Source organism: Shinella sp. S4-D37 (assembly GCF_040812195.1).
Lineage (GTDB): Bacteria > Pseudomonadota > Alphaproteobacteria > Rhizobiales > Rhizobiaceae > Shinella.
Genome location: NZ_JBFNXL010000005.1, coordinates 1061732 through 1086235, shown reverse-complemented (window position 1 = coordinate 1086235; position 24504 = coordinate 1061732). Strand labels below are relative to the sequence as shown.

General features: G+C 67.5%; 26 protein-coding genes. 12 read left to right on the top strand and 14 right to left on the bottom strand.

Translation table 11 applies throughout. The features are described 5' to 3' along the window. Positions 1-61: 61 nt before the first annotated feature. A complete protein-coding gene (locus tag AB3G45_RS12740) occupies positions 62-445 on the bottom strand; it encodes a hypothetical protein (protein ID WP_367830909.1) in 384 nt (127 codons plus the stop codon). Positions 446-873: 428 nt separating this feature from the next. Between AB3G45_RS12740 and AB3G45_RS12735 the strand changes: the two genes are divergently transcribed. Both AB3G45_RS12735 and AB3G45_RS12730 read left to right on the top strand, forming a co-directional pair. Continuing rightward, positions 874-1071: a hypothetical protein gene (locus tag AB3G45_RS12735; RefSeq protein WP_367830908.1), complete on the top strand. Its 198-nt coding sequence runs from the start codon at positions 874-876 to the stop codon at positions 1069-1071. An 11-nt stretch (positions 1072-1082) separates the two neighbouring features. Further along, a complete protein-coding gene (locus tag AB3G45_RS12730) occupies positions 1083-1265 on the top strand; it encodes a hypothetical protein (protein ID WP_367830907.1) in 183 nt (60 codons plus the stop codon). A 39-nt stretch (positions 1266-1304) separates the two neighbouring features. On the opposite strand, the gene AB3G45_RS12725 is transcribed toward AB3G45_RS12730, so the two are convergent. Continuing rightward, positions 1305-2519, bottom strand: coding sequence for an MFS transporter (locus AB3G45_RS12725; RefSeq protein WP_367830906.1), 1215 nt, complete (start codon positions 2517-2519; stop codon positions 1305-1307). A 238-nt stretch (positions 2520-2757) separates the two neighbouring features. Here AB3G45_RS12725 and AB3G45_RS12720 point away from each other — a divergent pair, with 238 nt between their 5' ends. Together AB3G45_RS12720 and AB3G45_RS12715 are read left to right on the top strand one after the other, a co-directional pair. Beyond that, positions 2758-3978: a helix-turn-helix domain-containing protein gene (locus AB3G45_RS12720; RefSeq protein ID WP_367830905.1), complete on the top strand. Its 1221-nt coding sequence runs from the start codon at positions 2758-2760 to the stop codon at positions 3976-3978. A 34-nt stretch (positions 3979-4012) separates the two neighbouring features. Continuing rightward, on the top strand, positions 4013-4645 hold the full coding sequence (locus tag AB3G45_RS12715) for a glutamine cyclotransferase (RefSeq protein ID WP_367830904.1): 633 nt from the start codon (positions 4013-4015) through the stop codon (positions 4643-4645). A 28-nt stretch (positions 4646-4673) separates the two neighbouring features. Here the strand turns inward: AB3G45_RS12715 and AB3G45_RS12710 are convergent, their stop codons facing one another. Continuing rightward, on the bottom strand, positions 4674-5534 hold the full coding sequence (locus AB3G45_RS12710; RefSeq protein WP_367830903.1) for an urea carboxylase-associated family protein: 861 nt from the start codon (positions 5532-5534) through the stop codon (positions 4674-4676). 259 nt (positions 5535-5793) lie between these two features. Between AB3G45_RS12710 and AB3G45_RS12705 the strand changes: the two genes are divergently transcribed. The 8 genes from AB3G45_RS12705 (at position 5794) to AB3G45_RS12670 (ending at position 15710) form a co-directional block, all read left to right on the top strand. Next, a complete protein-coding gene (locus AB3G45_RS12705) occupies positions 5794-7071 on the top strand; it encodes an ArgE/DapE family deacylase (RefSeq protein WP_367830902.1) in 1278 nt (425 codons plus the stop codon). Between the two features lie 211 nt (positions 7072-7282). Then, complete coding sequence (gene uxaC, locus AB3G45_RS12700; RefSeq protein ID WP_367830901.1) at positions 7283-8683, top strand: glucuronate isomerase; 1401 nt, start codon at positions 7283-7285, stop codon at positions 8681-8683. A 56-nt stretch (positions 8684-8739) separates the two neighbouring features. Beyond that, positions 8740-9915 carry an extracellular solute-binding protein gene (locus tag AB3G45_RS12695; protein ID WP_367830900.1) on the top strand — a complete coding sequence of 392 codons (1176 nt, stop codon included), beginning with the start codon at positions 8740-8742 and terminating at the stop codon, positions 9913-9915. A gap of 78 nt (positions 9916-9993) precedes the next feature. Continuing rightward, positions 9994-11094: an ABC transporter ATP-binding protein gene (locus AB3G45_RS12690; RefSeq protein ID WP_367830899.1), complete on the top strand. Its 1101-nt coding sequence runs from the start codon at positions 9994-9996 to the stop codon at positions 11092-11094. Continuing rightward, on the top strand, positions 11091-11969 hold the full coding sequence (locus tag AB3G45_RS12685) for an ABC transporter permease (RefSeq protein ID WP_367830898.1): 879 nt from the start codon (positions 11091-11093) through the stop codon (positions 11967-11969). Before AB3G45_RS12690 ends, AB3G45_RS12685 begins: the two co-directional genes overlap by 4 nt. A 51-nt stretch (positions 11970-12020) precedes the next feature. Further along, positions 12021-12863: an ABC transporter permease gene (locus tag AB3G45_RS12680; protein ID WP_367830897.1), complete on the top strand. Its 843-nt coding sequence runs from the start codon at positions 12021-12023 to the stop codon at positions 12861-12863. 178 nt (positions 12864-13041) lie between these two features. Next, positions 13042-14262 carry a mannonate dehydratase gene (gene uxuA, locus AB3G45_RS12675; protein WP_367830896.1) on the top strand — a complete coding sequence of 407 codons (1221 nt, stop codon included), beginning with the start codon at positions 13042-13044 and terminating at the stop codon, positions 14260-14262. Further along, entirely contained in the window at positions 14259-15710 is a 1452-nt protein-coding gene (locus AB3G45_RS12670; RefSeq protein WP_367830895.1) for a mannitol dehydrogenase family protein, read from the top strand. The genes uxuA and AB3G45_RS12670 overlap by 4 nt, the downstream gene beginning before the upstream one ends. 27 nt (positions 15711-15737) lie before the next feature. Here AB3G45_RS12670 and AB3G45_RS12665 read toward each other — a convergent pair whose 3' ends face one another. The 11 genes from AB3G45_RS12665 to AB3G45_RS12615 form a co-directional block, all read right to left on the bottom strand. Continuing rightward, a complete protein-coding gene (locus AB3G45_RS12665) occupies positions 15738-16421 on the bottom strand; it encodes a GntR family transcriptional regulator (RefSeq protein ID WP_367830894.1) in 684 nt (227 codons plus the stop codon). Positions 16422-16426: 5 nt separating this feature from the next. Further along, entirely contained in the window at positions 16427-17209 is a 783-nt protein-coding gene (locus AB3G45_RS12660) for an amino acid ABC transporter ATP-binding protein (RefSeq protein ID WP_367830893.1), read from the bottom strand. Beyond that, positions 17206-17865 carry an amino acid ABC transporter permease gene (locus AB3G45_RS12655; RefSeq protein WP_367830892.1) on the bottom strand — a complete coding sequence of 220 codons (660 nt, stop codon included), beginning with the start codon at positions 17863-17865 and terminating at the stop codon, positions 17206-17208. The genes AB3G45_RS12660 and AB3G45_RS12655 overlap by 4 nt, the downstream gene beginning before the upstream one ends. Next, positions 17862-18527: an amino acid ABC transporter permease gene (locus tag AB3G45_RS12650; RefSeq protein ID WP_367830891.1), complete on the bottom strand. Its 666-nt coding sequence runs from the start codon at positions 18525-18527 to the stop codon at positions 17862-17864. Before AB3G45_RS12650 ends, AB3G45_RS12655 begins: the two co-directional genes overlap by 4 nt. A 57-nt stretch (positions 18528-18584) precedes the next feature. Further along, complete coding sequence (locus AB3G45_RS12645; protein ID WP_367830890.1) at positions 18585-19421, bottom strand: substrate-binding periplasmic protein; 837 nt, start codon at positions 19419-19421, stop codon at positions 18585-18587. A 181-nt stretch (positions 19422-19602) separates the two neighbouring features. Next, positions 19603-19929, bottom strand: a complete 327-nt coding sequence (locus AB3G45_RS12640) for a cupin domain-containing protein (RefSeq protein WP_367830889.1) — start codon at positions 19927-19929, stop codon at positions 19603-19605. A gap of 9 nt (positions 19930-19938) precedes the next feature. After that, the gene (gene kduD / locus AB3G45_RS12635) at positions 19939-20694 is read right to left on the bottom strand and encodes a 2-dehydro-3-deoxy-D-gluconate 5-dehydrogenase KduD (protein ID WP_367830888.1); all 756 of its coding nucleotides are present in this window, start codon (positions 20692-20694) and stop codon (positions 19939-19941) included. Beyond that, a complete protein-coding gene (gene kduI, locus AB3G45_RS12630; RefSeq protein ID WP_367830887.1) occupies positions 20691-21533 on the bottom strand; it encodes a 5-dehydro-4-deoxy-D-glucuronate isomerase in 843 nt (280 codons plus the stop codon). The genes kduD and kduI overlap by 4 nt, the downstream gene beginning before the upstream one ends. Before the next feature lie 31 nt (positions 21534-21564). Further along, positions 21565-22296, bottom strand: coding sequence for an ATP-binding cassette domain-containing protein (locus AB3G45_RS12625; protein WP_367833569.1), 732 nt, complete (start codon positions 22294-22296; stop codon positions 21565-21567). Beyond that, positions 22296-23315 carry an ABC transporter permease gene (locus tag AB3G45_RS12620; protein WP_367830886.1) on the bottom strand — a complete coding sequence of 340 codons (1020 nt, stop codon included), beginning with the start codon at positions 23313-23315 and terminating at the stop codon, positions 22296-22298. The genes AB3G45_RS12625 and AB3G45_RS12620 overlap by 1 nt, the downstream gene beginning before the upstream one ends. A gap of 79 nt (positions 23316-23394) precedes the next feature. Beyond that, positions 23395-24345 (bottom strand): substrate-binding domain-containing protein, encoded by a 951-nt coding sequence (locus AB3G45_RS12615; protein ID WP_367830885.1) that lies wholly within the window; start codon positions 24343-24345, stop codon positions 23395-23397. Between the last annotated feature and the right edge of the window lie 159 nt (positions 24346-24504).

Here is a 24504-nt window from a genome sequence, read left to right as displayed (position 1 = left end):
GCGAGCTCGCATCGGCGTCGGACAATGCGATAAAACAAGAATCCAGCGCTTTGCCGAGCGGCTAGTTGGCGCGGCAGTGCCGTCGTTCGTCGGCGGTGGCCTCGCCCGCGATGCCGGTGACGACGAGGACCGGCAGGCTCTGGCGCCGGCCGGCGATCTCCCGCTCGCGGTCCTCGACATGGCCGCGCAGCACCAGCCGGCCGTAATAGAGCGCATCCGTCTCGGCGATGCGCTGTCGGTCCGCCTCCGCAAGGCCGCCGATATCCGGGGAAACGCCGCGGTATTCCGCACCGCTGTCGAGATCACGGATGGTGGAGGACGGACACGGCGCCGTCACGCAGCGAAGGCCGTTGTCGCAGACGACATAGCGGCCCTCCGCCGCGGCGAGCGGCGCGGGCAGCAGCGACAGGGCGACAAGCGGCAGAGCAAGGGGTCGAAGGCGCATGCCTCATCCTTGCCGGGGAATGCGGCCAAATCGCGTTACGTGCGGCCACGCCGCGTCGGAGCGGTCTTACTTCAGCTTGGCGGCGACGGCCTCGATGCCGGCGCGGGCGCATTCGTCGTCGCTATCGCCGCTCGGCGACCGAAGCCGGCCGCATCAAAGGCGACGTCCGAACCATGGAGATGGGCATGGTAGAAGTAGAAGAAGGCGCGAAAGCGCATGTCGTGCAGGAAAGCCGTGGATCCCCACCGCGAAAGCTCGAAAGCCGAAGGGCGTACGCACCGCCATGCGCGCGCCCGGTTGATCGCTCGGAAAGCGATCAACCGAATCTCGGATCGACCGAGGCCCGCCCGATTTTTTCCCGCCCGCGCGGGAACAATCGCCCCCCTTGCCGGTTGAGGCCCTGTCACTGACAATTAGGCGTGATCCCTATGCCGGACCAATCCAAGCTCTTTCCCGACCACCGCAGGCTGTCGGGGGAACGCTACACGGTAGAAACCTTTCGCGCGGCCTACGACCTGCCGCTGCAGGAAGCCAAGCGCCTCTACGACAAGTTCGGCCCGTCCAAGCGGGAACTGGACCTGTTGATGCGCGCCCGCAAGAACCCGGCGCAGTTCCTGAATTTCTAAGGAGACGGACCATGACGAGCCCACGCGCGCAAAGCGATCCGAAGCGCCCTTCCCCCGGCGAGGAAAAGCCCCGGAACGACACGGAACCCGACGACACCACCGCCGAGCCGGAGACCGAGGAGGAGAAGGTCAGGCGCGAGCAGGCGACGAAGCCGGCGCTGATGCCGATCGGCGACCCGGCCGGCGCCGCCTGACGGTGGAGCCGGCCCCTTTGAGGCCCTCGCCAGGCCGGTTCACGCCGCCGCCGGGGCTTCGCGCGGTTGCGGCACCGGCTTGAAGGTCATGGCGATCAGGAAGGCGCCGAGGCCGATCCCCCACGAGCCGACATAGAGCCAGGTGTAGCTGGCGAAGGTGTCGTAGATCAGCCCGCCCGCCACCGGCCCCAGCGCCATGCCGAGGCTGCCGGCCATGGCCGTGCCGCCGATAACGGTGCCCATCATGCGCAGCGGAAAATTCTCCCGCGCGATCACCGCATAGAGCGGCATGACGCCGGCATAGATGAAGCCGAACAGGCCCGCCACGACATAGAAGGAGGCAAGCCCGCCGGTGAAGACATAGCCAAGCGCGCCGAAGGCCTGCGCGAAGAGGCCGAGCACCAGGATGTGCTTGGCGCCGAACCGGTCGCCGAGAAGGCCGAAGGCGATGCGGCCGCCCATGCCGGCAAGCCCCTCGATGCTGTAGATCGAGACGGCGGCGATCATCGGGATGCCGCAGGTGATGGCATAGCTCACCGTATGGAAGATCGGCCCGGAATGAGTGGCGCAGCAGAAGAAGTTCGTCAGGCACAGGATGATGAACTGCGGCGTCCTGACGATGTCGACCGTCGTCATGCCGGCCTGCGGCGCGCCGGCCGCGGCAGGGCCGTCTTCGACGGCATCCAGCGCCGGCGCGCGCCGCACCAGGAGGGAGGCCGGGATCATCACGACGGCGACGAGAAGCGCGATGATCTGCATCGAGGCGCGCCAGTCGTTGAAGGTGACCAGCCAGGCGGCGAAGGGCGACATGGTCATCGGCGCCATGCCCATGCCCGCCGAGACGAGCGAGACGGCAAGGCTCCTGTGCGTGTCGAACCAGCCCGTCACGCAGGCCATCATCGGCGCGAACACGGCAGCGACCGCCACCCCCGCGACGAGACCGAAGACGAACTGGAAGGCGACCAGCGAGGTCGTGAGGCTCGCCGCAAGCAGGCTTGCCGCCAGGAGAACCGAGCCGGACAGCACGACCGGCCGCGGCCCCCAGCGATCCGAAAGGCCGCCCCAGACCATGCTGGCGAACGCCATGGCGAGAAAACCAACGGTCATGGCCGTGGAAATGCCGGTCACCGACCAGCCGGTATCCCGGGCGATCGGCAACAGGAAGACCGGCAGCGAGAACATCGCGCCGATGGCGATGCAGCCGAGTATGCCGCCCGCGGCGACGATCACCCAGCGATAATGCGTATGGATCATTGTCCTCTCCTCTGCGCCCGCCGGCCGACCGGCCCGGGCCGCTCTTCTAAAAGACGCCGCCGCCGGCCGTTTCCGACACCGTGTCCGCAGAAATCGCGAAACGGCAAGACGCGTCATGGCCGATGCGCATGGGAAACGACTTGATTGCGCATCGTGAAACGCCTTTCTTCTGCTTCGACGCAGCGAGCGTAAGGGCAGGCCGCCCGGACGCGGGAGTGACAAATGTGACGGGAATTTCATGGATTCGATGATCACCGCCGCCGCCCGGGCGCTTGCCGGGGGCGATCCGCTCGGCGCACTGGGCCGTGTGGCGCTGCGCGACGACGCACCCGCACTGGCGCTGCGCGGCATCGCCATGGCGCAGCTCGGCGATCTCGAGCGCGCCAAGGCGCTGCTGACGTCCGCCGCCCGCGCCTTCGGCCCGCGCGAGGCGGTGGCGCGGGCGCGCTGCATCGTGGCGCAGGCGGAAATCGCCCTCGTCTCGCGCGATCTCGGCTGGCCGGTCAAGGCGCTTGCCGCCGCCGAGGCAACGCTCGCCGCCCACGGCGACAAGCTCAATGCCGCCCATGCGAGGACGCTCGCCATTCGCCGCCTGCTCCTGATCGGCCGGCTGGACGATGCCGCGGCCCTGCTCACCGCGCTCGATACCGCCGCCCTGCCGCCGCCGCTTCGGGCCGCGCATGCCCTTGCCGCCGCCGGCATCGCGATCCGCCGCCTGCACACGGCAACGGCGAGCGAGGCGTTCGCGCGCGCCGCCGAGGCCGCAAGGCAGGCCGGCATCCCGGCCCTGATCCGGGAGGTCGGGGACGCGGCGGCGATCCTGCGGCAGCCGGCCGCCCGCAAGATCGCCGGGGGCGCGGAGCACCCTCTCCTGCCCGGCGAGGTCGAGGCACTGCTTGCGACCGACAGGCTGGTGGTCGATGCCTGCCGCCATGTCGTGCGCTGCGGCAAGACCACGCTGTCGCTCGCCACGCGGCCGATCCTGTTCGCGCTGCTGCGCACCCTCTCCGAGGCCTTTCCCGGCGATGCCAGCCGGGAAAGCCTACTGCTGCGCGCCTTCCGCGCCCGGCAGGCAGACGAATCCCATCGCGCGCGCCTGCGCGTCGAGATGGGCCGGCTGCGGGCGGAACTGGCACCATTCGCCGGGATCACCGCCACGAGGGACGGCTTCCTTCTGGCGCCGCACGAAGGACGGGCCGTCGCCGTGCTGGCGCCGCCGCGCGACGAGCCCCATGCCGACATACTGGCACTCTTTGCCGACGGCGAGGCCTGGTCGAGCGCGGCGCTCGCCATCGCGCTCGGCACCAGCGCACGCACCGTGCAGCGCGCCCTCGGGCAGCTTGCCGAGGCCGGCAGGGTGCAGGCGATCGGCCGCGGCCGCAGCCGGCGCTGGCTGACGCCGACACCGGGCGCTTTCTCGACACTCTTGTTACTCCCGGGTCCGCTGCCCGGCGGTTAGGATCGCCCTATCGATGATCCCCAAGGAGATTGACATGACAACGTCCAAAGCAGAGATCCTGCGCGAATACGGCCCCTTCCCCGGCGTGGAGCAGGTCCACGGCGTCACTTATGACGGAAAGAACGTCTGGTTCGCCTCCGGCGAGAAGGTCAATACGCTGGACCCGGACGACGGCCGCATGCTTCACGCGATCGATCTTTCGGCCCATGCCGGCACCGCCTATGACGGCCGCCACCTCTTCCAGATCGCCGAAGACCGCATCCACAAGATCGACCCCGTCTCCGGCGCCGTCGTCGCCACCATCCCCGCCCCCGGCAATGGCGGCGATTCCGGCCTCGCCTGGGCGGAAGGCTCGCTCTGGGTCGGCGCATACCGCAGCCGGCAGATCCACGAGATCGATCCGGAAACCGGCACCGTCCGGCGCACCATCGAGAGCAACCGCATGGTGACGGGCGTCACCTGGGTGGACGGCGAACTCTGGCACGGCACCTGGGAGGGCGAGGAAAGCGACCTGCGCCGCCTCGACCCCAGGACGGGCGCCGTGCTCGACATCGTCACCATGCCCGCGGGCACCGGCGTGTCGGGCCTCGAATCCGACGGCGCCGACCGCTTCTTCTGCGGCGGCGGCAACAGCGGAACGATCCGCGCCGTCCGCCGCCCGCGCTGAAGGTGTCGCCGCGTTCTCCGGGAGCGTCCTAAAGACCGTGGGTGCCGTCGTAGCCGTTGATCGGCGGCGGCGCCCAGCCTTCCGGCAGGGTTTTCGGCTTGTATATCTCCACGACCATCGGATGACACGCCGCCGTATCGGAGGAGTGCTGCGCCGAGCAATCCCCGCCCGGGCAGGCCGACATGCAGCCGAGAAGGTCGATCTCGGCGAAGAATTCCAGATAGTCGCCCGGCCGCACCGGGCTCGCCTTCATGAAATACTGGCCCGTATCGCGCGTGAAGCCGGTGCACATGAAGACGTTCAGCACGTCGTGCACATAGGTCTCCGCCTCGCGCAGCGCCATGCCGGTTTTCGCGGCGAAGGCGCGCGTCAGGTTCGAGTGGCAGCAATGGTGGTACTGCCCGCCATGGCTGAGCAGGTTGTGCGTATAGGGGTCGCAGCGCGTGCCGATCACATCATGCACCGCGCCGCCGAAATCGTCGAACCCGTACCAGTCGAGCGTGTCGTGGGTGATGGTCGCGATGGGGCGCAGATAGGGAAAGCTGGAGAAGAGCTGGTCGCCGAGGCCGACATGGGTGCCGGCCAGCGCCCGCGTCTTGCCGGTATAGAGCCGCTCCTTCAGGTCCTTCGCATTGAAGAGGTTGAGGTCGCCGACCTGTGGCCCCTCGCTGCAGACGATGCGGCAGAAATGTCCTGCCGGCACCGACCAGGTCGTCGCCTCGCGCGGGGGCACGACCACCGTCTCGACAAGCGTCAGGTCGTCCCGCAGCGCGCGATAGGCCGCAAGGTCGGGACGCGGCAGGGTCTCGACCGGGTAGCAGATCACCGGCCGGATCGCCTTGCGGGCGGCAGCGTCGGCGGGCGCCGCCGTGATTGGGTTGGGCTTCATTTCTCAGTCTCCATGTCGTCTCGCGCCGCCGTGCCGGCCTTGCGCGCCGCCCGCGACTATAGCCGGTTCCGGCCGCCTGTCAGCCGCCCTTTGCCAGCCGCCCCCTCCGACCGGAGAGATTGCCCAGGGGAGCGGGCATATTTGGCCAAAGTCTCTGTGAAATCCCGCTCGCCGCGATTGCGCCGCCCCCCTGTTCTGCCGCATTGTCGGACGCCGTTCCCATCCTCGATCCTTCCTCCAGCTTCACTTCGGGCCGCCCATGAAATCCGTGCATGACCGCATCGCCGCCGCTGTCGACCGTCTTTTCGAGGAGGAGGTGCAATTCCTGGAAACGCTGGTGCGTTTCAAATCCCTGCGCAACGAGGAGACCGCCGCGCAGGATTTCATCGCGACCGGCCTCAGGGAACGCGGCTATGCGGTCGACCGCCTGCGCACCGATGCCGCGCTGATCGGAAAACATCCGGCCTTTTCGCCGGCCACGGTCGACTACGCCGAAAGCTGGAACGTGGTGGGGCGGAAGGCCGGGTCGGGCGGCGGACGCTCGCTCGCCTTCAACTCCCATGTCGACGTCGTGCCGGCGGGCAGCGACCGGCGCTGGACCGTCCCGCCGTTCGAGCCGGCCCGCGACGGCGACTGGCTCTACGGCCGCGGCGCCGGCGACATGAAGGCCGGCCTGGTCGCCTCGATCTTCGCCCTCGACGCCATCGCAGCGGCCGGGCTTTCCCTTCGCGGCGATGTCCAGGTGCAGTCGGTCGTGGAGGAGGAGATCACCGGCAACGGCGCCGCGACGCTCTTTGCCGCGGGCTTTACCGCCGATGCCGTCGTGAGCCCCGAGCCCACGGACGAACAACTCGTGCGCGCCAATGCCGGCGTCATCAAGTTCCGGCTGGAGACGAGAGGCCGGCCGGCCCATCCCCGCGAGCCGGAATCGGGCCAGAGCGCCATCGACCTGATGATCCGCCTGATCGGCCATCTGCGCACCCTGGAGCGCAAATGGACCGACGAGCGCGAGGGCAAGCGCTGGTTCGGCGATCTCGCCAACCCGGTGGCGCTCACCATCGGCACGATCAACGGCGGCGACTGGATCGCCTCCATTCCGAGCGACTGCGTCGCGGAGGGCCGGATCGGCTTCTATCCGGGCGAGGACCCGCAGGTCCGTGCCGCGGAGGTCGAGGCCTACCTCCGGCACATCCAGACGGAAGACCGCACCTTGTCCGGCGAGGGCCTGGTGAGGCTCACCTGGGTCGGCGTCATGCATGCCGGATACGAGCTTGCCGAGGACGGCGAGGCCGAAAAGACGCTGCGCGCCGCCCATGCCGCGACCCATGCCGGCACGGCCCTCCCCTCCTACGTCATGGCCTGCTATCTGGACGCCGCGGTGTTTTCCGTCCATGGCAACATCCCCTCGCTCGTCTACGGGCCGATCGCCGAGAACATCCACGGCATCGACGAGCGGGTGAGCCTGTCCTCGCTGAAGCGCGTCACGCAGACCCTCGCCCTCTTCGCCGCCGACTGGTGCGGGCTGGAAGAGGCGTAGAAAGACGGGCCGCCGTCGATACCTGCCTTCCCTGATCGAGAATAATGCCGAGGCCGGCGGCCGTTCGGCGCGCCGCCGCGCGCGCGGCATGCCGGCCCTTTCCGGAAAACGGCTGGAAAAATAATAGTCTTCCAAGTCCGGTTGACTCTTTTTTGCACACTAGTATACAACTCGTAGTGCGACCCAATAACCGCGGGAGGAGACGGCGGAAATGGCATTGCATCCCGACCGACTTCTGCCCGTGGAACCGGACGTCAGGACGATCGCCCGGCGCCTCTATGCGGGCGTGGCGGCGCTGCCGATCATTTCGCCGCACGGCCATACGGACCCCGCCTGGTATGCCGAGGATACGGCCTTCCCCGATCCGGCCGCGCTTTTCATCACGCCCGACCACTATGCCACGCGCATGCTCTATTCCCAGGGCGTGCGCCTGGAGGACCTCGGCGTGGCGCGGCGCGACGGCACGCCCTCCGTCACGGATGGTCGTCGCATCTGGCGGCTCTTCGCCGAGCATTTTCATCTTTTCGCCGGCACGCCGACGCGCCTCTGGTTCGAGCATTCGCTGGAACTCGTCTTCGGTATCGACGAGCGCCTCACGCCGAAGAACGCCGATGCGCTCTACGACCGGATCGCCGCGGCCATCGCCACCCCCGCGCTGCGCCCGCGCGCGCTCTACGATACGTTCGGCATCGAGGTGATCGCGACGACGGACGGTGCGCTCGACGATCTTGCCCATCACGATGCGGTCCGCCGCTCGGGCTGGCACGGCCGCGTCGTGCCGACCTATCGGCCGGATGCGGTGGTGGACCCGGAGGCGGCCGGCTTCGCGGGCAACGTGGAGCGGTTCCTCGCCCTGACAAACGAGCCTGCGACCTGGGCGGGCTATCTTTCGGCCCACCGCGCGCGGCGCGCCTTCTTCAAGGCGCATGGCGCGACGGCGTCCGACCATGGCCATCCCACCGCGCAGACGGCCGACCTGCCGACAGACGAGGCGGCCCTGCTGTTCGACAAGGTGCTGTCCGGCCGGGCGGACGCGGCGGACGCCGAGACCTTCCGCGGCCAGATGCTGACGGAAATGGCCCGCATGAGCCGCGACGACGATCTCGTCATGCAGCTTCATCCCGGCTCCTTCCGCAACCACAATCCCTCGCTCTTTGCCGCCTTCGGGCCGGACAAGGGCGCCGACATCCCGAAGGCGACGGATTACGTGCGGGCGCTGAAGCCGCTGCTCGATGCGGTCGGCAACGACCCGGCGCTGACGCTCATCCTCTTCACACTCGACGAGAGCGCCTATTCGCGCGAACTCGCCCCGCTTGCCGGCCACTACCCGGCGCTCCGGCTCGGCCCAGCCTGGTGGTTCTTCGACAGCCCCGAGGGCATGCGCCGCTTCCGGGAGACCACGACGGAGACCTGCGGCTTCTACAACACGGTCGGCTTCAACGACGACACCCGCGCCTATCTGTCCATCCCCGCGCGGCACGACATGGCGCGGCGGGTGGACTGCGCCTATCTCGCCCGCCTGGTGGCCGACCATCGCCTCGACGAGGACGAGGCGCACGATCTGGCCCGCGCGCTTGCCTACGGGCTCGCGAAGAAAGCCTATCGCCTGTGAAATGAAGACGCCGGCCGCCCCGGGAGACGGCCGGCACAACCATGGAGGAGAACGAAATGCAGATCACACGCAGAACCTTCGTCGGCGGCGTCGCCGGCATGGCGGGCCTCGGCCTGCTTCCCGCTCGCGGCTGGTCGGCCCTTGCGGCCCCTGCCAATCCCGTCACGATCACCATCGTCGACGTCGCGGGCAACCTGGCACTGACCCAGGGCATGTTCGAGAACTACGCCGCGGCCAAGCCCGAATGGGTATCGAGCTTCGCCTTCACCAAGGCGCCCGCCCCCGAGCTTCCCGCGAAGATCCAGGCGCAGCAGGCCGCCGGCCGCGTCGACATCGACCTGGTGCTGACCGGCACCGACGCGCTCTCCGCCGGCCTCGACCAGGGCCTGTGGGTCGACCTTTCCGCCCACAAGGCGGAACTGCCCGATCTCGCCTCGATCTACCTGCCGCAGGCCAACAAGATGCAGGCGCTCGCCAAGGACCAGGGCGTCGTCGTGACCTACTATCCCTCCGGCCCGCTGATCGAATACATGCCCGACCGCGTCCCTACGCCGCCGAAATCGGCCGAAGAGCTGCTGGAATGGGCCAAGGCCAATCCGAACAAGTTCATCTATGCCCGCCCGGCCAATTCCGGCCCCGGCCGCACCTTCCTGATGGGCCTGCCCTATCTCCTCGGCGACAGCGATCCGCTCGATCCCGTCAACGGCTGGAGCAAGACCTGGGAATACCTGAAGGCGATCGGCCAGTATGTCGAATATTACGGCACCGGCACCGGCCAGACCATGAAGGAACTCGGCGAAGGCACTCGCGACATCATCGTCTCGACGACCGGCTGGGACATCAACCCGCGCGCGCTCGGCATCGTGCCGGCGGAAGCGAAGGTGGGCACGCTCGCCGGCTTCCACTGGGTCACGGACGCGCACTACGCCGTCATTCCGAAGGGCGTTTCCGACGAGAAGGTGAATGTCCTCCTCGACATCATCAACTTCATCCTGCAGCCCCAGCAGCAGGCGATCGCCTATGACGAGGGCTATTTCTATCCCGGCCCGGCGGTCAAGGACGTGACGCTCGACATGGCGCCGCAGGCGAGCCAGGACGTGATCGCCGAATTCGGCCGTCCCGAATACGAGGACTGGATCGCCAACAACCCGCTGGAGGTTCCGCTGGAACCCGCCCGGATCGTCGATGCCTTCCGCATCTGGGACGAACAGGTCGGTTCGGCCAAGGGCTGAGCGGACATCCGTGCTCTTGCGGCGCCCTGGATCCCGGGCGCCGCAATTTCGACCGTGCCGTACAAACAGGAGGCGCTCTTGAGCCAGCAGGCCCAGACCGCAACGACAGCCCCTTCGTCCCGGCAGCGTGCCCGGCTCGAACTGAGCGGCCTGCGCCGTTCGTTCGGCGCCTACAACGCGCTCGACGGGATCGACCTTTCCATCGAGCCCGGGGAATTCATCGCCCTGCTCGGCCCTTCCGGCTGCGGCAAGTCGACCGCGCTCAATTGCCTGGCAGGCCTTCTGTCGCTTTCCGGCGGGGAGATTCGCCTCGGCGACCGGCGCATCGATTCTCTTGAGCCGGAAAAGCGCGGCTTCGGCATGGTTTTCCAGAGCTATGCGCTGTTTCCCCACATGTCGGTGCGCAAGAATGTCGGCTTCGGCCTTGCCATGCAGGGCGTGAAGGGCGCGGAGGCCGACCGGCGCATCGACGAGGCGCTCGCCCTCGTGCGCCTCGGCTCGCAGGCCGAGAAACTGCCCGGCCAGCTTTCCGGCGGCCAGCAGCAGCGCGTGGCGATCGCCCGCGCCGTCGTCATCCGTCCGCCGGTCGTGCTGATGGACGAACCGCTTTCCAACCTCGACGCCAAGCTGAGGCTTGAGATGCGCGCCGAAATCCGCGGCATCCACGACCAGATCGGCTCGACCACCATCTACGTCACCCACGACCAGGACGAGGCCCTGTCGCTCGCCGACCGCATCGTGGTGATGAGCCAGGGCCGCATCATGCAGATCGGCACGCCGGAAGACCTCTACCAGCGGCCGGACCATGCCGAGATCGCCGATTTCATGGGTTTCCGCACCCGGCTTGCCGGCCGTGTCGTCGCCGTCTCCGGCGACGAGGTGGCCATCGAGGCCGCCGGCGCGCGTCTTGCCGGTATCGCGCGCGAAGCGCTGAAGCCGGGCGACGCCGCGGTGCTTTCCGTGCGGCCGGAGGACCTGGTCGCCGTCGCGGAGGGCGAGGGCATTTCCGCTGTCGTGGCGAACATGGAATATCGCGGCCGCGCCTTCTTCGGCCTGGCGCATGCGGGCGACGGATCGGAACTGTTCTTCCGCGCCGACCAGGCCTTGCCGCGCGGCGCGACGGCCAGGCTCCAGCCGGTCGCCGGCCGGGCGCTCGTCTTCCGGGGGACGGCGCAATGAGCGGGCCGTCGCTCGGCACCCGCCTTGCCGCGCGCGGCATCGACGGCACGACGCTGCTCGTGCTGCCCGGCATCGCGGTCATGGCGGCGCTGTTCGTCTATCCCTTCCTCTACGGCATCGTGGATTCGCTCACGCCGAAGGAAGGCGTCTGGTATTCGAACTACGCGCGCTTCTTCAGCGACCGCTTCCAGTACGGCACGATCGCCGCCACGCTCTGGCTGGCGCTGCCCGTCACCATCCTCAACCTCGCCCTCGCCCTGCCCATCGCCTTCCGCGTGCGGCTGATGCGCCGGCAGCGGCTCTTGACGACCATCCTCGTCCTGCCGGTGACGCTCGGCACGGTCTTCGTCGCCGACGGGCTTCTGACCTATCTCGGGCCGCAGGGCTGGTTCAACCGGGTGCTGCTCCTCGTCGGCATCCTCGATGCCCCGGTCAAGCTCACCAACAATTACTGGGGCGTGTTCGCCTCGCTGCTGATCACCGGCTTCCCCTTCGCCTTCCTTTTGACGCTGTCCTACGTGACCGGCATCGATCCCGCCATCGAGCAGGCCGCCGCGACGCTCGGCGCGGGGCCGCGCAAACGCTTCACGCGGGTCTTCCTGCCGCTGCTCGTGCCGGGGCTCGCCGTCACCTTCTGCCTCGCCTTCGTGCAGGCCTTCGCGGTGTTCCCCTCCGCCGTCCTGCTCGGCGCGCCGGCGGGCGCGACGCGGGTGATCTCGATCGCCGCCTACCAGGCCGCCTTCGAGCAATACGACCACTCGATGGGCACCGCCATCGCGATCATCATGGGCATCGTCGAACTGGTCATCGTCGTGGCGGTGCTGGGCCTGCGCTCCCTGTTCTACCGCGGCCCCGCCGGCGGCACGAAGGGATAGGCCGATGCGAACCGCGATCTTTCGGACAACATTCATCGGAAAGGGCAAGCCATGATCCGCGACCAGGGCATAGGCTCGAAGCTGTGGCGCTTCGCCGTATGGGCGCTCGCCGGCCTTTTCGTGCTCAACCTCATCGCCGTCATCGCGGCGGTGCTGGTCAATTCCTTCGCCACCCGCTGGCTCGGCACATGGCTGCCCGTCGGCTGGACGACCCGCTGGTATTTCGACGCCTGGCGCGAGTTCCAGCTTACCAATGTCGTGCTCGTCACCTTCCAGATCGTCTTCACGGTGGTGCTGATCTCCGGCATCATCGGTGTCGTCACCGCCTATGCGCTGGCCCGGCGGGATTTTCCCGGCAAGCGGGCGGTCATCCTGCTGTTCCTGCTGCCGCTGCTCATCCCGCCGCTCACCTACGGCATTCCGCTCGCCACCGTGCTCTACCAGGTCGGCCTCGGCGGCACCTTCTGGGGCGTGGTCTTCATCAATCTCGTGCCGTCCCTGCCCTTCGTCATCCTGGTCATGATCCCCTTCATCGAGCAGATCGATCCGCGCATCGAGGCGGCGGCCCGGGTCTTCGGCGCGGGCACGGGCAGCCTCTTCCTGCGCATCCTGCTGCCGCTGCTCCTGCCCGGCATGCTGGCCGCGCTGCTGCTCGTGCTGGTGCGCACCATCGCCATGTTCGAGCTGACCTTCCTCGTCGCCGGCCCGACGAGCCAGACGCTGGTCGTCTCGCTCTACTATGCCGTCTTCGCCTCCGGGGTGCGCGCCGGCCAGTCGATCGACGCCATGGCGGTGGTCTACATGGTCACCACGCTGTTCTGGCTGGTGCTCGCGCTGCAATTCGTCAGCCCGACGCAGATCGTCGCAAGGGCAAAGCAGCAGCAGGCGACGTAGGGCGCCCGCCCGCCCGGCGGGCCCATGGTTTCCGACTGCCGGACGTGCCGGCAGTCGGGCGGGCCGCGAGGCGGCGATGGCCTCCATCCGCACGCTCCGGCTCCTATATTTCATCTTGCATACTAGTCGACCAATTGCTACCATCAGAGACAATTCAAGTACTTCTCAAGGGGTTGATATGCGTCAGACGTGGCGGTGGTTTGGACCGAAGGATCTCGTCTCGGTCGACGATATGCGGCAGGCGGGCGTCGAGGGTGTCGTCTCGGCGCTGCATCATGTACCGACCGGAACGGTCTGGTCGCCCGAGGAGATCGCCGAGCGCCAGCGCGTCGTCGGCCTGATGGCGGACGGCGCGCCCTCCGGGCTCGCCTGGGAAGTGGTGGAAAGCCTGCCCGTCTCCGAGGACATCAAGAAGCAGAAGGGCGACTGGAAGGCGCATATCGCCGCCTGGAAGGAAAGCATGACCAACCTCTCGCGCGCCGGGATCAAGGTCATCTGCTACAATTTCATGCCCGTGCTCGACTGGACGCGCACGGATCTCGCCTACCGCCTGCCGTCCGGCGCCACCTGCATGCGCTTCGACACGATCGATTTCGCCGCCTTCGACATCCACATCCTGCAACGGCCCGGCGCCGCCGAGAGCTTTCCCGCCGACGTGGTCGAGGACGCGGCGCGCCGCTTTGCCGGGATGGACGAGGAGCGGCGCCGGCAGCTTGCCGGCAATGTCGTCTTCGGCCTGCCGGGCGCCGCCGAATCCTTCACCCTCGCCGACGTGCGCGCCCATCTTGCCGAATATGCCGCCATCAGCGAGGAGAGCCTTCGCGGGCACCTCGTCGATTTCCTCGCCGAGGTCGCACCGCTGGCGCAAGAACTCGGCATGCGGCTCTGCTGCCACCCGGACGATCCGCCGTTCCCGCTGCTCGGCCTGCCGCGCGTCATGTCGACCGAGGCGAATTACCGCCGCGTCATGGAGGCGGTCGACCTCCCCGCGAGCGGCATCACGCTCTGCACCGGCTCGCTGGGCGCACGGCGCGACAACGACCTGCCGGGCATGATGCAGCGGCTGGGCAGCCGCGTGCATTTCCTCCACCTGCGCAACGTCCTGTGCGAAACCCCGCATTTCGGCGGCTCCTTCCATGAGGCCGGGCACCTGGAAGGCGGCACGGATATGGTGGCGGTGGTCGACGCGGTCCTCGCCGAGGAGCGGCGGCGCAAGGCCGCCGGCCGTGCCGACTGGGAAATCCCGATGCGGCCCGATCACGGCCAGGACATTCTCGACGACCTCAAGCGGCGGGCACAGCCGGGCTATCCGGCCATCGGCCGCCTCAAGGGCCTGGCCGAGCTTCGCGGCATCATGACCGCTCTCGCCCACCCGACCGTGCGCGGTGCGGCGCAATGAGGCTCACCGCGGCGGCGCCGCCGCTCGACGGCCACCCGGCGCGCTGGCCGGGCTATGCGCCCGAAGACAGGAAGACCGGGATCGTCCATCTCGGCCTCGGCGCCTTCGCGCGCGCCCATATCGCCGCCTATACCGACGGCGCGATGGCGGCCGCCGGCGGCGACTGGCGGCTCCTCGGCGTCTCGCTGCGCGGCGAGGACGTGGCGAACGCCCTCAACCCGCAGGACGGCCGCTACACGCTGATCGAGCGGGGCGAGAGGCCCGACGCCCGCATCATCGGATCGATCGCCGGCGTCATCGCCGGCGAGGACCTCGGCGCGCGCGCTCTCGCCGCCATGACGGATGCCGGGTGCCGGATCGTCAGCATCACCGTGACGGAAAAGGGCTATGGCCTCCTGCGCAGCGGCGGCTGCGACGAGAACCATCCGGCGGTCGCGGCCGATCTTCTGTCTCCGGCATCCCCCCGGGGCGTCCTCGGCCTCATCGCCCGGGGCCTCGCCCTCCGCTTTGCCGCCGGCCTACCGCCCTTCGCCGTCCTCAGTTGCGACAACCTGCCGGAAAACGGTTCTCTCCTGCGGGCTGCGGTCGTCGATTTCGCGCGGCGCGCGCACGGGCCAGCCCTTGCCGAGCGGATATCCGCGGAGGTCGCCTTCCCCTCGACGATGGTGGACCGCATCACCCCCGCCGCGACCGCGCGCACGCGGGCCGACGCCGCCGAGCTGACCGGCTACGAGGACGCGGCGGCCATCGAGACGGAGCCCTTCAGCCAATGGGTGATCGAGGACAGGTTCCCGGCGGGCCGGCCGGCCTGGGAAGAGGCCGGCGCGCTCTTCGTGCCGGACGTCGCGCCCTATGAGAAGATGAAGCTCCGGATGCTGAACGGCAGCCATTCGATGCTGGCCTATGCGGGCTTTCTCAGCGGCAGGACCTATGTCTGCGACGTCATGGCGGATGCCGCGCTCGCCAGGCTCGTCCGCCGCCACATGACCGCGGCGGCCGCCACCCTGCCGGCGATCGCCATGGACCTTGCGGCCTATGCCGACATGCTGTGCGCCCGCTTCGCCAATCCCGCCATCGCGCACGAGACCCGGCAGATCGCCATGGACGGCACGCAGAAGCTGCCGCAGCGCATCTTCTCCCCCGCCCTCGACGCGCTGGCGCGCGGCGACGACGTCGCGCCCTTCGCCTTCGCGACGGCGGCCTGGATGCGCTACGTGCTGGGCCACGGCGACCATGCGCTGAACGACCCGCGTGAGGGCGAACTCGTGGCCGCCCTGGCGAACACCCCGACCGACAATGCGGCGGCGGTGTTTTCCGCCCTTGCGGCGCTGCCGGGCTTCCTTCCCGAGCGGCTTTCCCACGGCGCGTTCGCCGAAGCGACGATCCTCCGGCTCGACCGGATGCTGTCGCCCGGCATCGAGAAGGCGATAGTCGCGGAGGCCGAATGAGGCGCCGCGCCGGCATCGGCGCGGCCGTCACATATCGTTGATGATGAAATCCGGATAGCGGGCGGAAAGCTGTTCCGTCACCTTCAGCACTTCCGAAAGATGGTGGCGCACGGCCTGTTCGGCGGCCTCTGGATCGCGGGCGCGGACGGCGGCGATCATCTTCTCGTGCTGTTCGATCAACACGGACACGGGCGTCACGTTGGGAAGGCTGAGGAAGCGCAGCCGGTCGAACTGCACCTTCTCGCGCTCCAGCACCGCCCAGATGTCACCGACCGAAATGCCGTCGGCGAAGGCGTGGTGGAAGGCGTCGTCGGCCTCGGTGAAGCGGATCGCGTCCTCCCGCGCCGCCTCCTGCTCGGCCATGATCGCGTCGAGCCTGGAGAGGACGGCTTCGGGCAGGCCGTCGATCGCGGCCTTGCGAAACACGGCGACCTCGATCGCCTCGCGCACGAAGCGGGCGCGCCGCACGGCGCGCAGCGAGATCGGCGTGATCAGCGTGCCGCGCTGCGGCCAGACCTTGACGAGGCCCTCGTCGACGAGCCGCAGCAGCGCCTCGCGGACCGGCGTGCGGCTGGTGTTGAAACGCCGCCCCAGTTCGTTTTCCGAAACCTTCGCGCCGGGCATGAGCCGCAACGTTATGATCTCGTCGCGGATGATATCGTGGATATCATCGACGCTCGAAGGCGCGCCGGGCGGGGTCCGTGCCCGCACGCCCGTCATCCGTCCCACCCGAGATGGCTGAGGAAGTCGCGGGTGCGCGCGGTCTGCGGCGCATCGAAGATCTGCTGCGGCGGCCCCTGCTCGACGATCTGCCCATTTGCGAAGACGACCACATGGTCGGCCACGCGCCGGGCAAAGGTCATTTCATGTGTCACCACCACCATGGTCATCCCGTCGTCGGCCAGCCGCTTCATCACGTTCAGCACCTCCCCGATCGTTTCGGGGTCGAGGGCCGATGTCGGCTCGTCAAAAAGCATGACTTCCGGCTCCATGGCAAGAGCGCGCGCGATGGCGACGCGCTGCTGCTGCCCGCCGGAAAGGTTGGCGGGGTAGTTGTCCGCCTTCTCGGAAAGGCCGACCTTGGCAAGCAGCGCCTCCGCCCGCGCCCGCGCCTTGTCCTCGCTGAGGCCGAGGACGGTCATCGGTCCCATCATGATGTTGCCGATGGCGGTCTTGTGCGGGAACAGCTCGAAATTCTGGAACACCATGCCCATGCGCTGGCGGATGAGCCGCGTCTTGCGCGGGTCCTTCGACAGCGGCGTGCCGTCGAAATAGACCTCGCCCGAGGTCATGGTCTCAAGGCCGTTGGTGCAGCGCAGCAGCGTCGATTTCCCCGAGCCCGACGGGCCGATCAGGCAGACGACCTGGCCGCGGCGCACTTCGAGGTCGACCCCGGCAAGGGCGACGAAATCGCCGTATTGCTTGCGCACGTCGCGGTATTCGATCACCACGTCGGGAAGGGCGGAGCCCTGCGGGAGTTTGGCGAGCGTCTCAGTCATTCGGTGACCCCGTATTTGCGGTGGATCCAGTCCACGACCTTGGCCTGCGGATAGCCGAGCAGCCAGTAGATCGCGGCCATCGCGGTGAGCATTTCGATAACCCGGAAGGACTGCGAGCGGATCTGCAGCGCGGTATGCGCGAGATCGCCGACGGCAATCACCGAGACCAGCGAGGTGTCCTTGAACAGCGTGACCCAGGTGGTGGCGAGGATCGGCAGCACGCGGCGCCAGGCCTGCGGCAGGACGATCTGGCGGAAGGCCTGGCCCTCGCTCATGCCGAGCGCGAGGCCCGCTTCCGTCTGGCCCTTGCGGATCGAGCGGATGCCCGAGCGGAAGGTTTCGGAATTATAGGCCGCGTTGTTGAGGACGAGCGCGACCAGCCCCGTCATGAACGGCGAGAAGCCGATGCCGGTCAGGATGGGCAGCACGTAGAAGGCCCAGTAGACGAGGAGGATGATGGGAACGTTCCGCATCAATTCGACATAGGCCGTGGCGGCCGCGGCCACCGGCTTCAGCCGGGATTCCCGCAGGAGCGCGACGACGATGCCGCAGGGAACGGCGACCACCATCGTCAGCACGGTGAGACCGATGGTGATGAGGGCTCCGTGCCAGAGCGCGCCCATGCTCTGCCAGATGATGGACCAATCGAACGTCATGACCGGCCCAGGAAGGAAATGCGGCGATAAATCATGTCGATGCCTCGGGTGAGCGGGAAGATGACGATGAAATAGAGGATCATCACGGTGGTGAAGACCTCGACCGGTGCATAGGTCTGGCCGGCGACCGCATCGGCGCGACGCATCAGTTCGGGAACGGCGATGACCGTCGCGATGGCCGTGTCCTTGACGGCGAGCGACAGGAGCGAACCGAAGGCCGGCAGCATGCGCACGACAGCCTGCGGCATGACGATCTTGCGCAGGATCTGGGCGCGGGTCATGCCGAGCGCCATGCCGGCGCGCACCTGGCCTGGGCGGACCGACTGGATGCCCGCCCGCACGACCTCCGCCACATAGGCGGCAAGATGGGCGGAAAGCGACAGGAGAGCGGACCAGAAGGGCGGAAGGTTGAGGCCCGTCGCGATCGGCAGGGCGAAATAGACCCAGACGAGCACCACGAGGACCGGGATCGCCCGCATCGAGTCGATATAGAAGACGATGACGGCGCTCAGCCAGCGCGAGCCGTAGAGCCGCCCGAGGGCGAGCAGCGTGCCGGCCACCGTGCTGAGCACGGTCACACCGGCGGCGAGCAGGAGCGTGACCCCGAGCCCGCTGAGAAGAAAACGCCAGCTATCCAGCACTGCGGAAAGGTTCAGTTCCATGGTCTTTCTCCAGAAGGAGCGCGGCCGGCGGTTTCGCCGGCCGCAGCCCGATGCCGCTTACATCTTGGCGACTTCGGCTTCCTCTTGCGCCTGCAGTTCGGGAAGCATCTTCTCGGCGACCGCGCGCAGCCATTCGACATATTCCGGCTGGTTCTTGTCGACGGCGAGACCGATCTCGTTGACGGCCTCGGTGCTGTCCTGGCAGTTGTTCTCGCGCGGCAGGGCCTCCAGGCCCTTCACCTTGCGCGCCAGCGCGACATAGGGAATGCGGTTGATCGGCGCGACATCGGCGCGGCCGGCCATGATCTCCTCGACGGGGGCGGCCGTACCGGCGCTTGTCACGCCGCGCAGGGTCGCCTTGGGGAAGCGTTCCTTCACCCAGTTCTCTTCGCCGCCGCCCGTGAAATAGGCGATGGTGACGTCGGGATTGTCGAAATCGTCGACCGACTTGGCATTGGCGACCTTCGGGTTGGACGCCTTGCCGAAGACGCAGAGCGAGGTGCGCGAATAGGTCACGAAATCGACGACCTCCATGCGCTGCTTCGTCATGGACAGCGGCGAGATCGTCATGTCGACCTGGTTGGCGGCCAGTACCGGCACCTTCGTCTCATGGGAAACGGCAACCGGCACGAGCTTCACGCCGAGCTTTTCCGCATAGGCGAGCGCCAGGTTCCAGGCCGGGCCGCGCCAGGGCTCGCCCGCGCCGGTCGTGTCTTCCACGAGCCACGGCGGGTTGGCCAGGACGCCGGCGCGCAGTTCGCCTGCGGCCTTGATCGCGTCGATCCGCGCGCTTACGCCGGCAGCGGGAACCTCCTGCGCAACGGCGGCCGAGGCCATGAGCGCCAGGCCGGCAACGGCGCCGGCGACGATGCGAAGCTTGCTGAAATGAATCATAATCCTCTCCTGTGAGCCTTCCGGGTTCCTCCCGAGGCACCATATGTATTCTAGTATACAAGATGGCGAATGAAAGCAAGTCGGGCGATCGGAAAAAACGGAAAACCCACGACGAAACGACGGGCGATCCTACGGACCGTCCGTCGCTCAACTGGCTTCTTCAGGCTCCGGCGGAGCCTTGCTAGAGAAAGTCGTCGCGCCGCGGCGTGAACGTGTCGATCAGGAGACCGGGGGCGAGCGCGACCACGCCGTGAACGAGGTTCGGGGCGACGATGAAGCTGCTTCCCGCGGCAAGGCGCGTCGTGACGCCGTCTATCGTGACGTCGAACGCGCCTTCGGCGATGTAGCTCACCTGCGTGTGGGGATGGGAATGCGGCGCCCCCACGGCGCCTTCATCGAAACGGAACGCCACCAGCATCATTTCCGGGCGATGGCTCAGCACCGCGCGGCGGTTGCCGGGGGCGACCTCGGTCCAGACGGCGTCTTCAGGACGTGTATAGGGTTGCATCTTGACCTCTCATCGGGCGAGCCATCCGCCGTCGACCGGCAGGATGGTGCCATGCACATAGTCTGCCGCCGGCGCCGCGAGGAAGATCGCGGCGCCGACCATGTCGTCCGGCCGCGCCCACCGGCCGGCGGGAATGCGCTTCAGGATATCGGCGTTGCGCTCCGCATCCGCCCTGAGCGCGGTCGTGTTGTTCGTCTCGACATAGCCGGGGGCGATGGCGTTGACGTTGATGCCGCGCGCCGCCCATTCGTTCGCCAGCAGTTTGGTAAGACCGGCAAGGCCGCTCTTGGCCGCCGTGTAGGACGGCACGCGGATGCCGCCCTGGAAGGAGAGCAGCGAGGCGATGTTGATGATCTTCGCGGGCCGTCCGGCGGTAATCGCCGCCCGGGCGAAGGCCTGGCAGAGGAAGAAGACGGATTTCAGGTTGGTGTCGAGCACCGCGTCCCAGTCCTCCTCCGTGAAATCCAGCGCGTCGGCCCGGCGGATGATGCCGGCATTGTTGACGAGGATGTCGGCTACCGCACCGGCCGCAGCCGCTTCGGCCATGACCTTGCCGGCGCTCTCCGCCCTGGAAAGATCCGCATGGATGGCGGTGAAGCGGCGGCCGGCGGCCGCGACGTCCGCTTCCGTTCCGGTCATGGCGGAGCGGCCGACGCCGACAATGTCGGCGCCCGCCCCGGCGAGCCCCGCCGCGATGGCGCGGCCGATGCCGGTATTGGCGCCGGTGACGATCGCCGTGCGGCCCGAAAGATCGAAGAGGGTCATAGAAGCGCTTCCATCGGCACCTTGTCCATGTCGGTGAAGCTCATGTTATCGCCCGCCATCGCCCAGATGAAGGCGTATCGGCCCGTGCCGGCGCCGGAATGGATCGACCAGCCCGGCGACAGCACCGCCTCGTGGTTCTTCAGGACCACATGCCGCGTCTCGCCCGGCTCGCCCATGAAGTGGAAGATGCGCGTCGCCGCCTCCATGCCGAAATAGAGATAGACCTCCATGCGGCGGTCGTGCACATGCGCCGGCATGGTGTTCCACACCGAGCCCGGCTCGAACATGGTGAGGCCGACGAGAAGCTGGCAGCTCTCGCAGACGTCGGGATGCACATACTGGTTGATGGTGCGGGCGTTGGATTCCTCCGCCGAGCCGAGATGCACCTTCTTCGCCATGTCGCGGGTGATGTGCACCGTCGGGCAGGCGCGGTGCGCCGGGGCGCTGAGGAGATAGAACAGCGCGGGGGCGGCCGGATCGTCGCTCGCAAAGCCGAGCGCGCCTTCGCCCATGCCGACATAGATCGCCTCCTGGAAGCCGAGCGCATGCTCCCGCCCGCCGACGCTGACCGTGCCGCTCCCGCCGATATTGACGATGGCGGCCTCGCGGCGTTCCAGAAAGCGCTCCGTGCCGGTCTCGGCGACACGGTCGATGACGAGCCTTTCGCGAACCGGCGCGACGCCGCCGACGATCATGCGGTCTAGATGGCTGTAGGTGAGATTGACCTCGCCCGGCTTGAACATCGCCTCGATGACGAAGCCCTCGCGCAAGCCCTTCGTGTTGCGCCTTGCGGCGTCCTCAGGCCCAACGGCCTGGCGTACGGATACGGAAACTGTCACGGCATCTGCCTCTTGCTTTCGGAAATGGACATCAGGTGAGCACGACATAGTCGGTGAGCTGGCTGATCGTCGTGTCGGCCTTGGCGACGTCGAAGACCTTGGTGCCGTGGCTCATGATCACGAACCGGTCGCAGACCTGATAGGCGTGGTAGATATTGTGGGTCACCAGCACGCTGGAGACGTTCTCCGCCTTCAGCTTCAGGACCTGGTTCAGGAGCGCCTCCGTCTCACGCACGGAGAGCGCCGAGGTCGGCTCGTCGAGCAGCAGCACGCGCTTCTTGAAGTAGACGGCGCGGGCGATGGCGACGGCCTGCTTCTGGCCGCCCGAGAGATTGCCGACCAGCGTATCGGGGGAATCGATGCCGGAGATGTGGACGGCGTTCTGCAGCACCTCCATGGCGATCTCGCGCATCTCCGCCTGCCGCAGGAAGCCGAAGCGGTCCGTCAGTTCGCGCCCCATGAAGATGTTGCGGGTGATCGAGAGGCTGTCGACGAGGGCCGTGTGCTGGTAGATCGTCTCGATGCCGGCCTCCGCCGAATCCGAGCGGCAGGTGAACAGCGTCTTCCTGCCGTCGACGCTGAGATAACCGTCCGTCGGCTTGTGGATGCCGGAGATGAGGTTGACCGTCGTCGACTTGCCGGCACCGTTGTCGCCGAGCAGGCCGACCACCTCGCCCTCGCCGATGTGGAAGCTGAGATTGCGCAGCGCCGTCAGCGCGCCAAAACTCTTGGAGATGTTGTGCAGTTCGAGGAGATTGGTCATCACGCAACGCCTCGCCGCTCGATGAGATGGTTGAAGATGGCGGCCAGCACGATCAGGGTCGCGATGAACATGTCGAGATAGAAGCCGGGTGCGCGCAGGAGCAGGAGCACGTCGGTAATGGTGTGGATCAGCAGCACGCCGAGGAAGATGCCGACGATCGAGCCGCGCCCGCCGCGAAGCGACAGGCCGCCGATGACGCAGGCGGCGATCGCCTGGAGTTCGAGGCCGGCGCCCTGCCCGGGCTGCACGCTGCCGACGCGGGCCGTGGCGAGGATGCCCGCGACCGCCGCCATGCCGCCGGCGATGGCGAAGGCGACGAGCTTGACACGGCCCGTATTGATGCCGATCGCCTCCGCCGCGCCGCGATTGCCCCCCGTCGCGAAGACGTGGTTGCCGAAGCGGTGGCGGTGCAGCAGGAAATGGAAGCCGACGACGAGGAGCACGATCCAGATGAAGGCGGCGTTGATGCCGAGGAGCGTGCCCGAAAACAGGCTGGTGAAGAGCGGTTCCGGATCGAAGCGCACCTGGACCGCGCCGTTATAGAGCAGCACGGCGCCGCGCCAGAACAGGAGGCCGCCGAGCGTGACGATGAAGGACGGCAGGCCGAAGCGCAGCGTGATATGGCCGTTGAGAAGGCCGATCATCAGGCCGACGACGATGCCGAGCGGCGCGGCGACGAAGGCGCTGACGCCCGCGCCGACGAGGCTCGCCATCAGCACGGCCGTGAAGGTATAGACGGAGCCTATCGAAAGGTCGAATTCGCCGGCGATCATCAGCACGCCCGCGCCGAGCGCCAGGCAGCCGAGCACCGGGATCGCCTTCATCAGGATCGTCAGATTCTGCGGCGAGAGATAGCGGAACTCATTGGGATAGAGGAGCGCGCCGGCGATGCAGACGATCTGCAACGTCGCGAAGACGAGGAAGATCGCACCGGCGGGCATGCCCATGATCTGCTTGAGGATGGATTGTCTCTGGGTCCGCGACCGGGGCGCGGCACTGTCTGCGGGAATAGGGGTCACGGTCTGGCACTCGATCGTTTTGGGAACAGGGAACCCGCCGGACAAACCGGCAGGTTCCCGCTCGTGGCGTCAGAAAGCGCTAGCGGAAGCTGCCGATCAGCGGCTTGACCGAACTGATGCGCGACTTGTCGAGGAAGGCGCCCTGCCCCGTGTCGATATCGGTCGGGGTCAGCCCGTACTTCTTGGACAGCGCGATCTGGGCGATCGGATAGTAGCCCTGGAGATAGGGCTGCTGATCCATGGTCGCGAACATCGCGCCGCTCTCCACCGCGTTGACGATCTCGACGGCAAGGTCGAAGCCGCCGAAGGGAATGTCGATGCCGGCATCCTTGATCGCGCCCGCGCCAACCGTCGAGGTCACCGAGCCCGTGCCGAACAGCGCCTTGACGCTCGGGTTGGCGATGAGGAACTGCGCCATGATGTTCTGCGCTTCCGCCGGATCGAGGCCGGCGCGCACCGTCTCCACCTTGATGCCGGCTTCCGTCATCGCCTTCTCGATGCCGCCGCCGCGGGCGACGGCGAAGCTCGCCTCGGGAATTTCGCGCGGGTTGAAGACGACATCGCCGGATTTCAGGCCGAATTCCTTGATCATGCGGTTGCCGAGTTCATAGCCGGAGGCGAACTCGTCCATGCCGACATAGGCCTGGCGGCAATTGCCCTTGGCACCTTCGAGGTCGTCGTTGTTGAAGCCGATGACGACGATGCCGGCCTTGACCGCCGCGCAGATGCTCTCGTCGAAAGCGTCCGACGAGGAAATGGCGACGGCGATGCCGTCGACGCCGCTCGCGGTCGCGCTTTCGATCAGGTCGTTCTGGCGCACCGGATCGTTGTTGGCATATTGCACGTCGAGATCGACGCCGAACTGGGCGGCTGCGTCTTGCGCCCCCTTCACCACCGGATTAAAGAACTGGACACTCGGATCGAGGTAGATGATCATCGTGGCCTTGACGTCTGCGGCAAGCGCCGAAGAAGCAAGCATGGTGGTCAGGCCCGCTGCCAGGGCAGCGGTTCTCAACCTGGTCAACTTCATTTGCGTATCCTCCCTTTGGATGTGCAATGCGGGTCCAAAAGACCCAAGTCTCGGCTGGCGGGCTCCGACCAAAGATCACGCCGGCCGAGATTTTCCTCCCGAGCCTTTCCGCCTTTCTGCGAAAAGCGAAAACGCTCTGTCTCTTTGTTTTTTCGCAAT

Excerpts from the sequence above, each read along its gene's own strand:
- AB3G45_RS12740 (WP_367830909.1), bottom strand. The coding sequence starts at position 445 with ATGCGCCTTCGACCCCTTGCTCTGCCGCTTGTCGCCCTGTCGCTGCTG.
- AB3G45_RS12735 (WP_367830908.1), top strand. The coding sequence starts at position 874 with ATGCCGGACCAATCCAAGCTCTTTCCCGACCACCGCAGGCTGTCGGGG.
- AB3G45_RS12730 (WP_367830907.1), top strand. The coding sequence starts at position 1,083 with ATGACGAGCCCACGCGCGCAAAGCGATCCGAAGCGCCCTTCCCCCGGC.
- AB3G45_RS12725 (WP_367830906.1), bottom strand. The coding sequence starts at position 2,519 with ATGATCCATACGCATTATCGCTGGGTGATCGTCGCCGCGGGCGGCATA.
- AB3G45_RS12720 (WP_367830905.1), top strand. The coding sequence starts at position 2,758 with ATGGATTCGATGATCACCGCCGCCGCCCGGGCGCTTGCCGGGGGCGAT.
- AB3G45_RS12715 (WP_367830904.1), top strand. The coding sequence starts at position 4,013 with ATGACAACGTCCAAAGCAGAGATCCTGCGCGAATACGGCCCCTTCCCC.
- AB3G45_RS12710 (WP_367830903.1), bottom strand. The coding sequence starts at position 5,534 with ATGAAGCCCAACCCAATCACGGCGGCGCCCGCCGACGCTGCCGCCCGC.
- AB3G45_RS12705 (WP_367830902.1), top strand. The coding sequence starts at position 5,794 with ATGAAATCCGTGCATGACCGCATCGCCGCCGCTGTCGACCGTCTTTTC.
- uxaC (WP_367830901.1), top strand. The coding sequence starts at position 7,283 with ATGGCATTGCATCCCGACCGACTTCTGCCCGTGGAACCGGACGTCAGG.
- AB3G45_RS12695 (WP_367830900.1), top strand. The coding sequence starts at position 8,740 with ATGCAGATCACACGCAGAACCTTCGTCGGCGGCGTCGCCGGCATGGCG.
- AB3G45_RS12685 (WP_367830898.1), top strand. The coding sequence starts at position 11,091 with ATGAGCGGGCCGTCGCTCGGCACCCGCCTTGCCGCGCGCGGCATCGAC.
- AB3G45_RS12680 (WP_367830897.1), top strand. The coding sequence starts at position 12,021 with ATGATCCGCGACCAGGGCATAGGCTCGAAGCTGTGGCGCTTCGCCGTA.
- uxuA (WP_367830896.1), top strand. The coding sequence starts at position 13,042 with ATGCGTCAGACGTGGCGGTGGTTTGGACCGAAGGATCTCGTCTCGGTC.
- AB3G45_RS12670 (WP_367830895.1), top strand. The coding sequence starts at position 14,259 with ATGAGGCTCACCGCGGCGGCGCCGCCGCTCGACGGCCACCCGGCGCGC.
- AB3G45_RS12660 (WP_367830893.1), bottom strand. The coding sequence starts at position 17,209 with ATGACTGAGACGCTCGCCAAACTCCCGCAGGGCTCCGCCCTTCCCGAC.
- AB3G45_RS12655 (WP_367830892.1), bottom strand. The coding sequence starts at position 17,865 with ATGACGTTCGATTGGTCCATCATCTGGCAGAGCATGGGCGCGCTCTGG.
- AB3G45_RS12650 (WP_367830891.1), bottom strand. The coding sequence starts at position 18,527 with ATGGAACTGAACCTTTCCGCAGTGCTGGATAGCTGGCGTTTTCTTCTC.
- AB3G45_RS12645 (WP_367830890.1), bottom strand. The coding sequence starts at position 19,421 with ATGATTCATTTCAGCAAGCTTCGCATCGTCGCCGGCGCCGTTGCCGGC.
- AB3G45_RS12640 (WP_367830889.1), bottom strand. The coding sequence starts at position 19,929 with ATGCAACCCTATACACGTCCTGAAGACGCCGTCTGGACCGAGGTCGCC.
- kduD (WP_367830888.1), bottom strand. The coding sequence starts at position 20,694 with ATGACCCTCTTCGATCTTTCGGGCCGCACGGCGATCGTCACCGGCGCC.
- AB3G45_RS12625 (WP_367833569.1), bottom strand. The coding sequence starts at position 22,296 with ATGACCAATCTCCTCGAACTGCACAACATCTCCAAGAGTTTTGGCGCG.
- AB3G45_RS12615 (WP_367830885.1), bottom strand. The coding sequence starts at position 24,345 with ATGAAGTTGACCAGGTTGAGAACCGCTGCCCTGGCAGCGGGCCTGACC.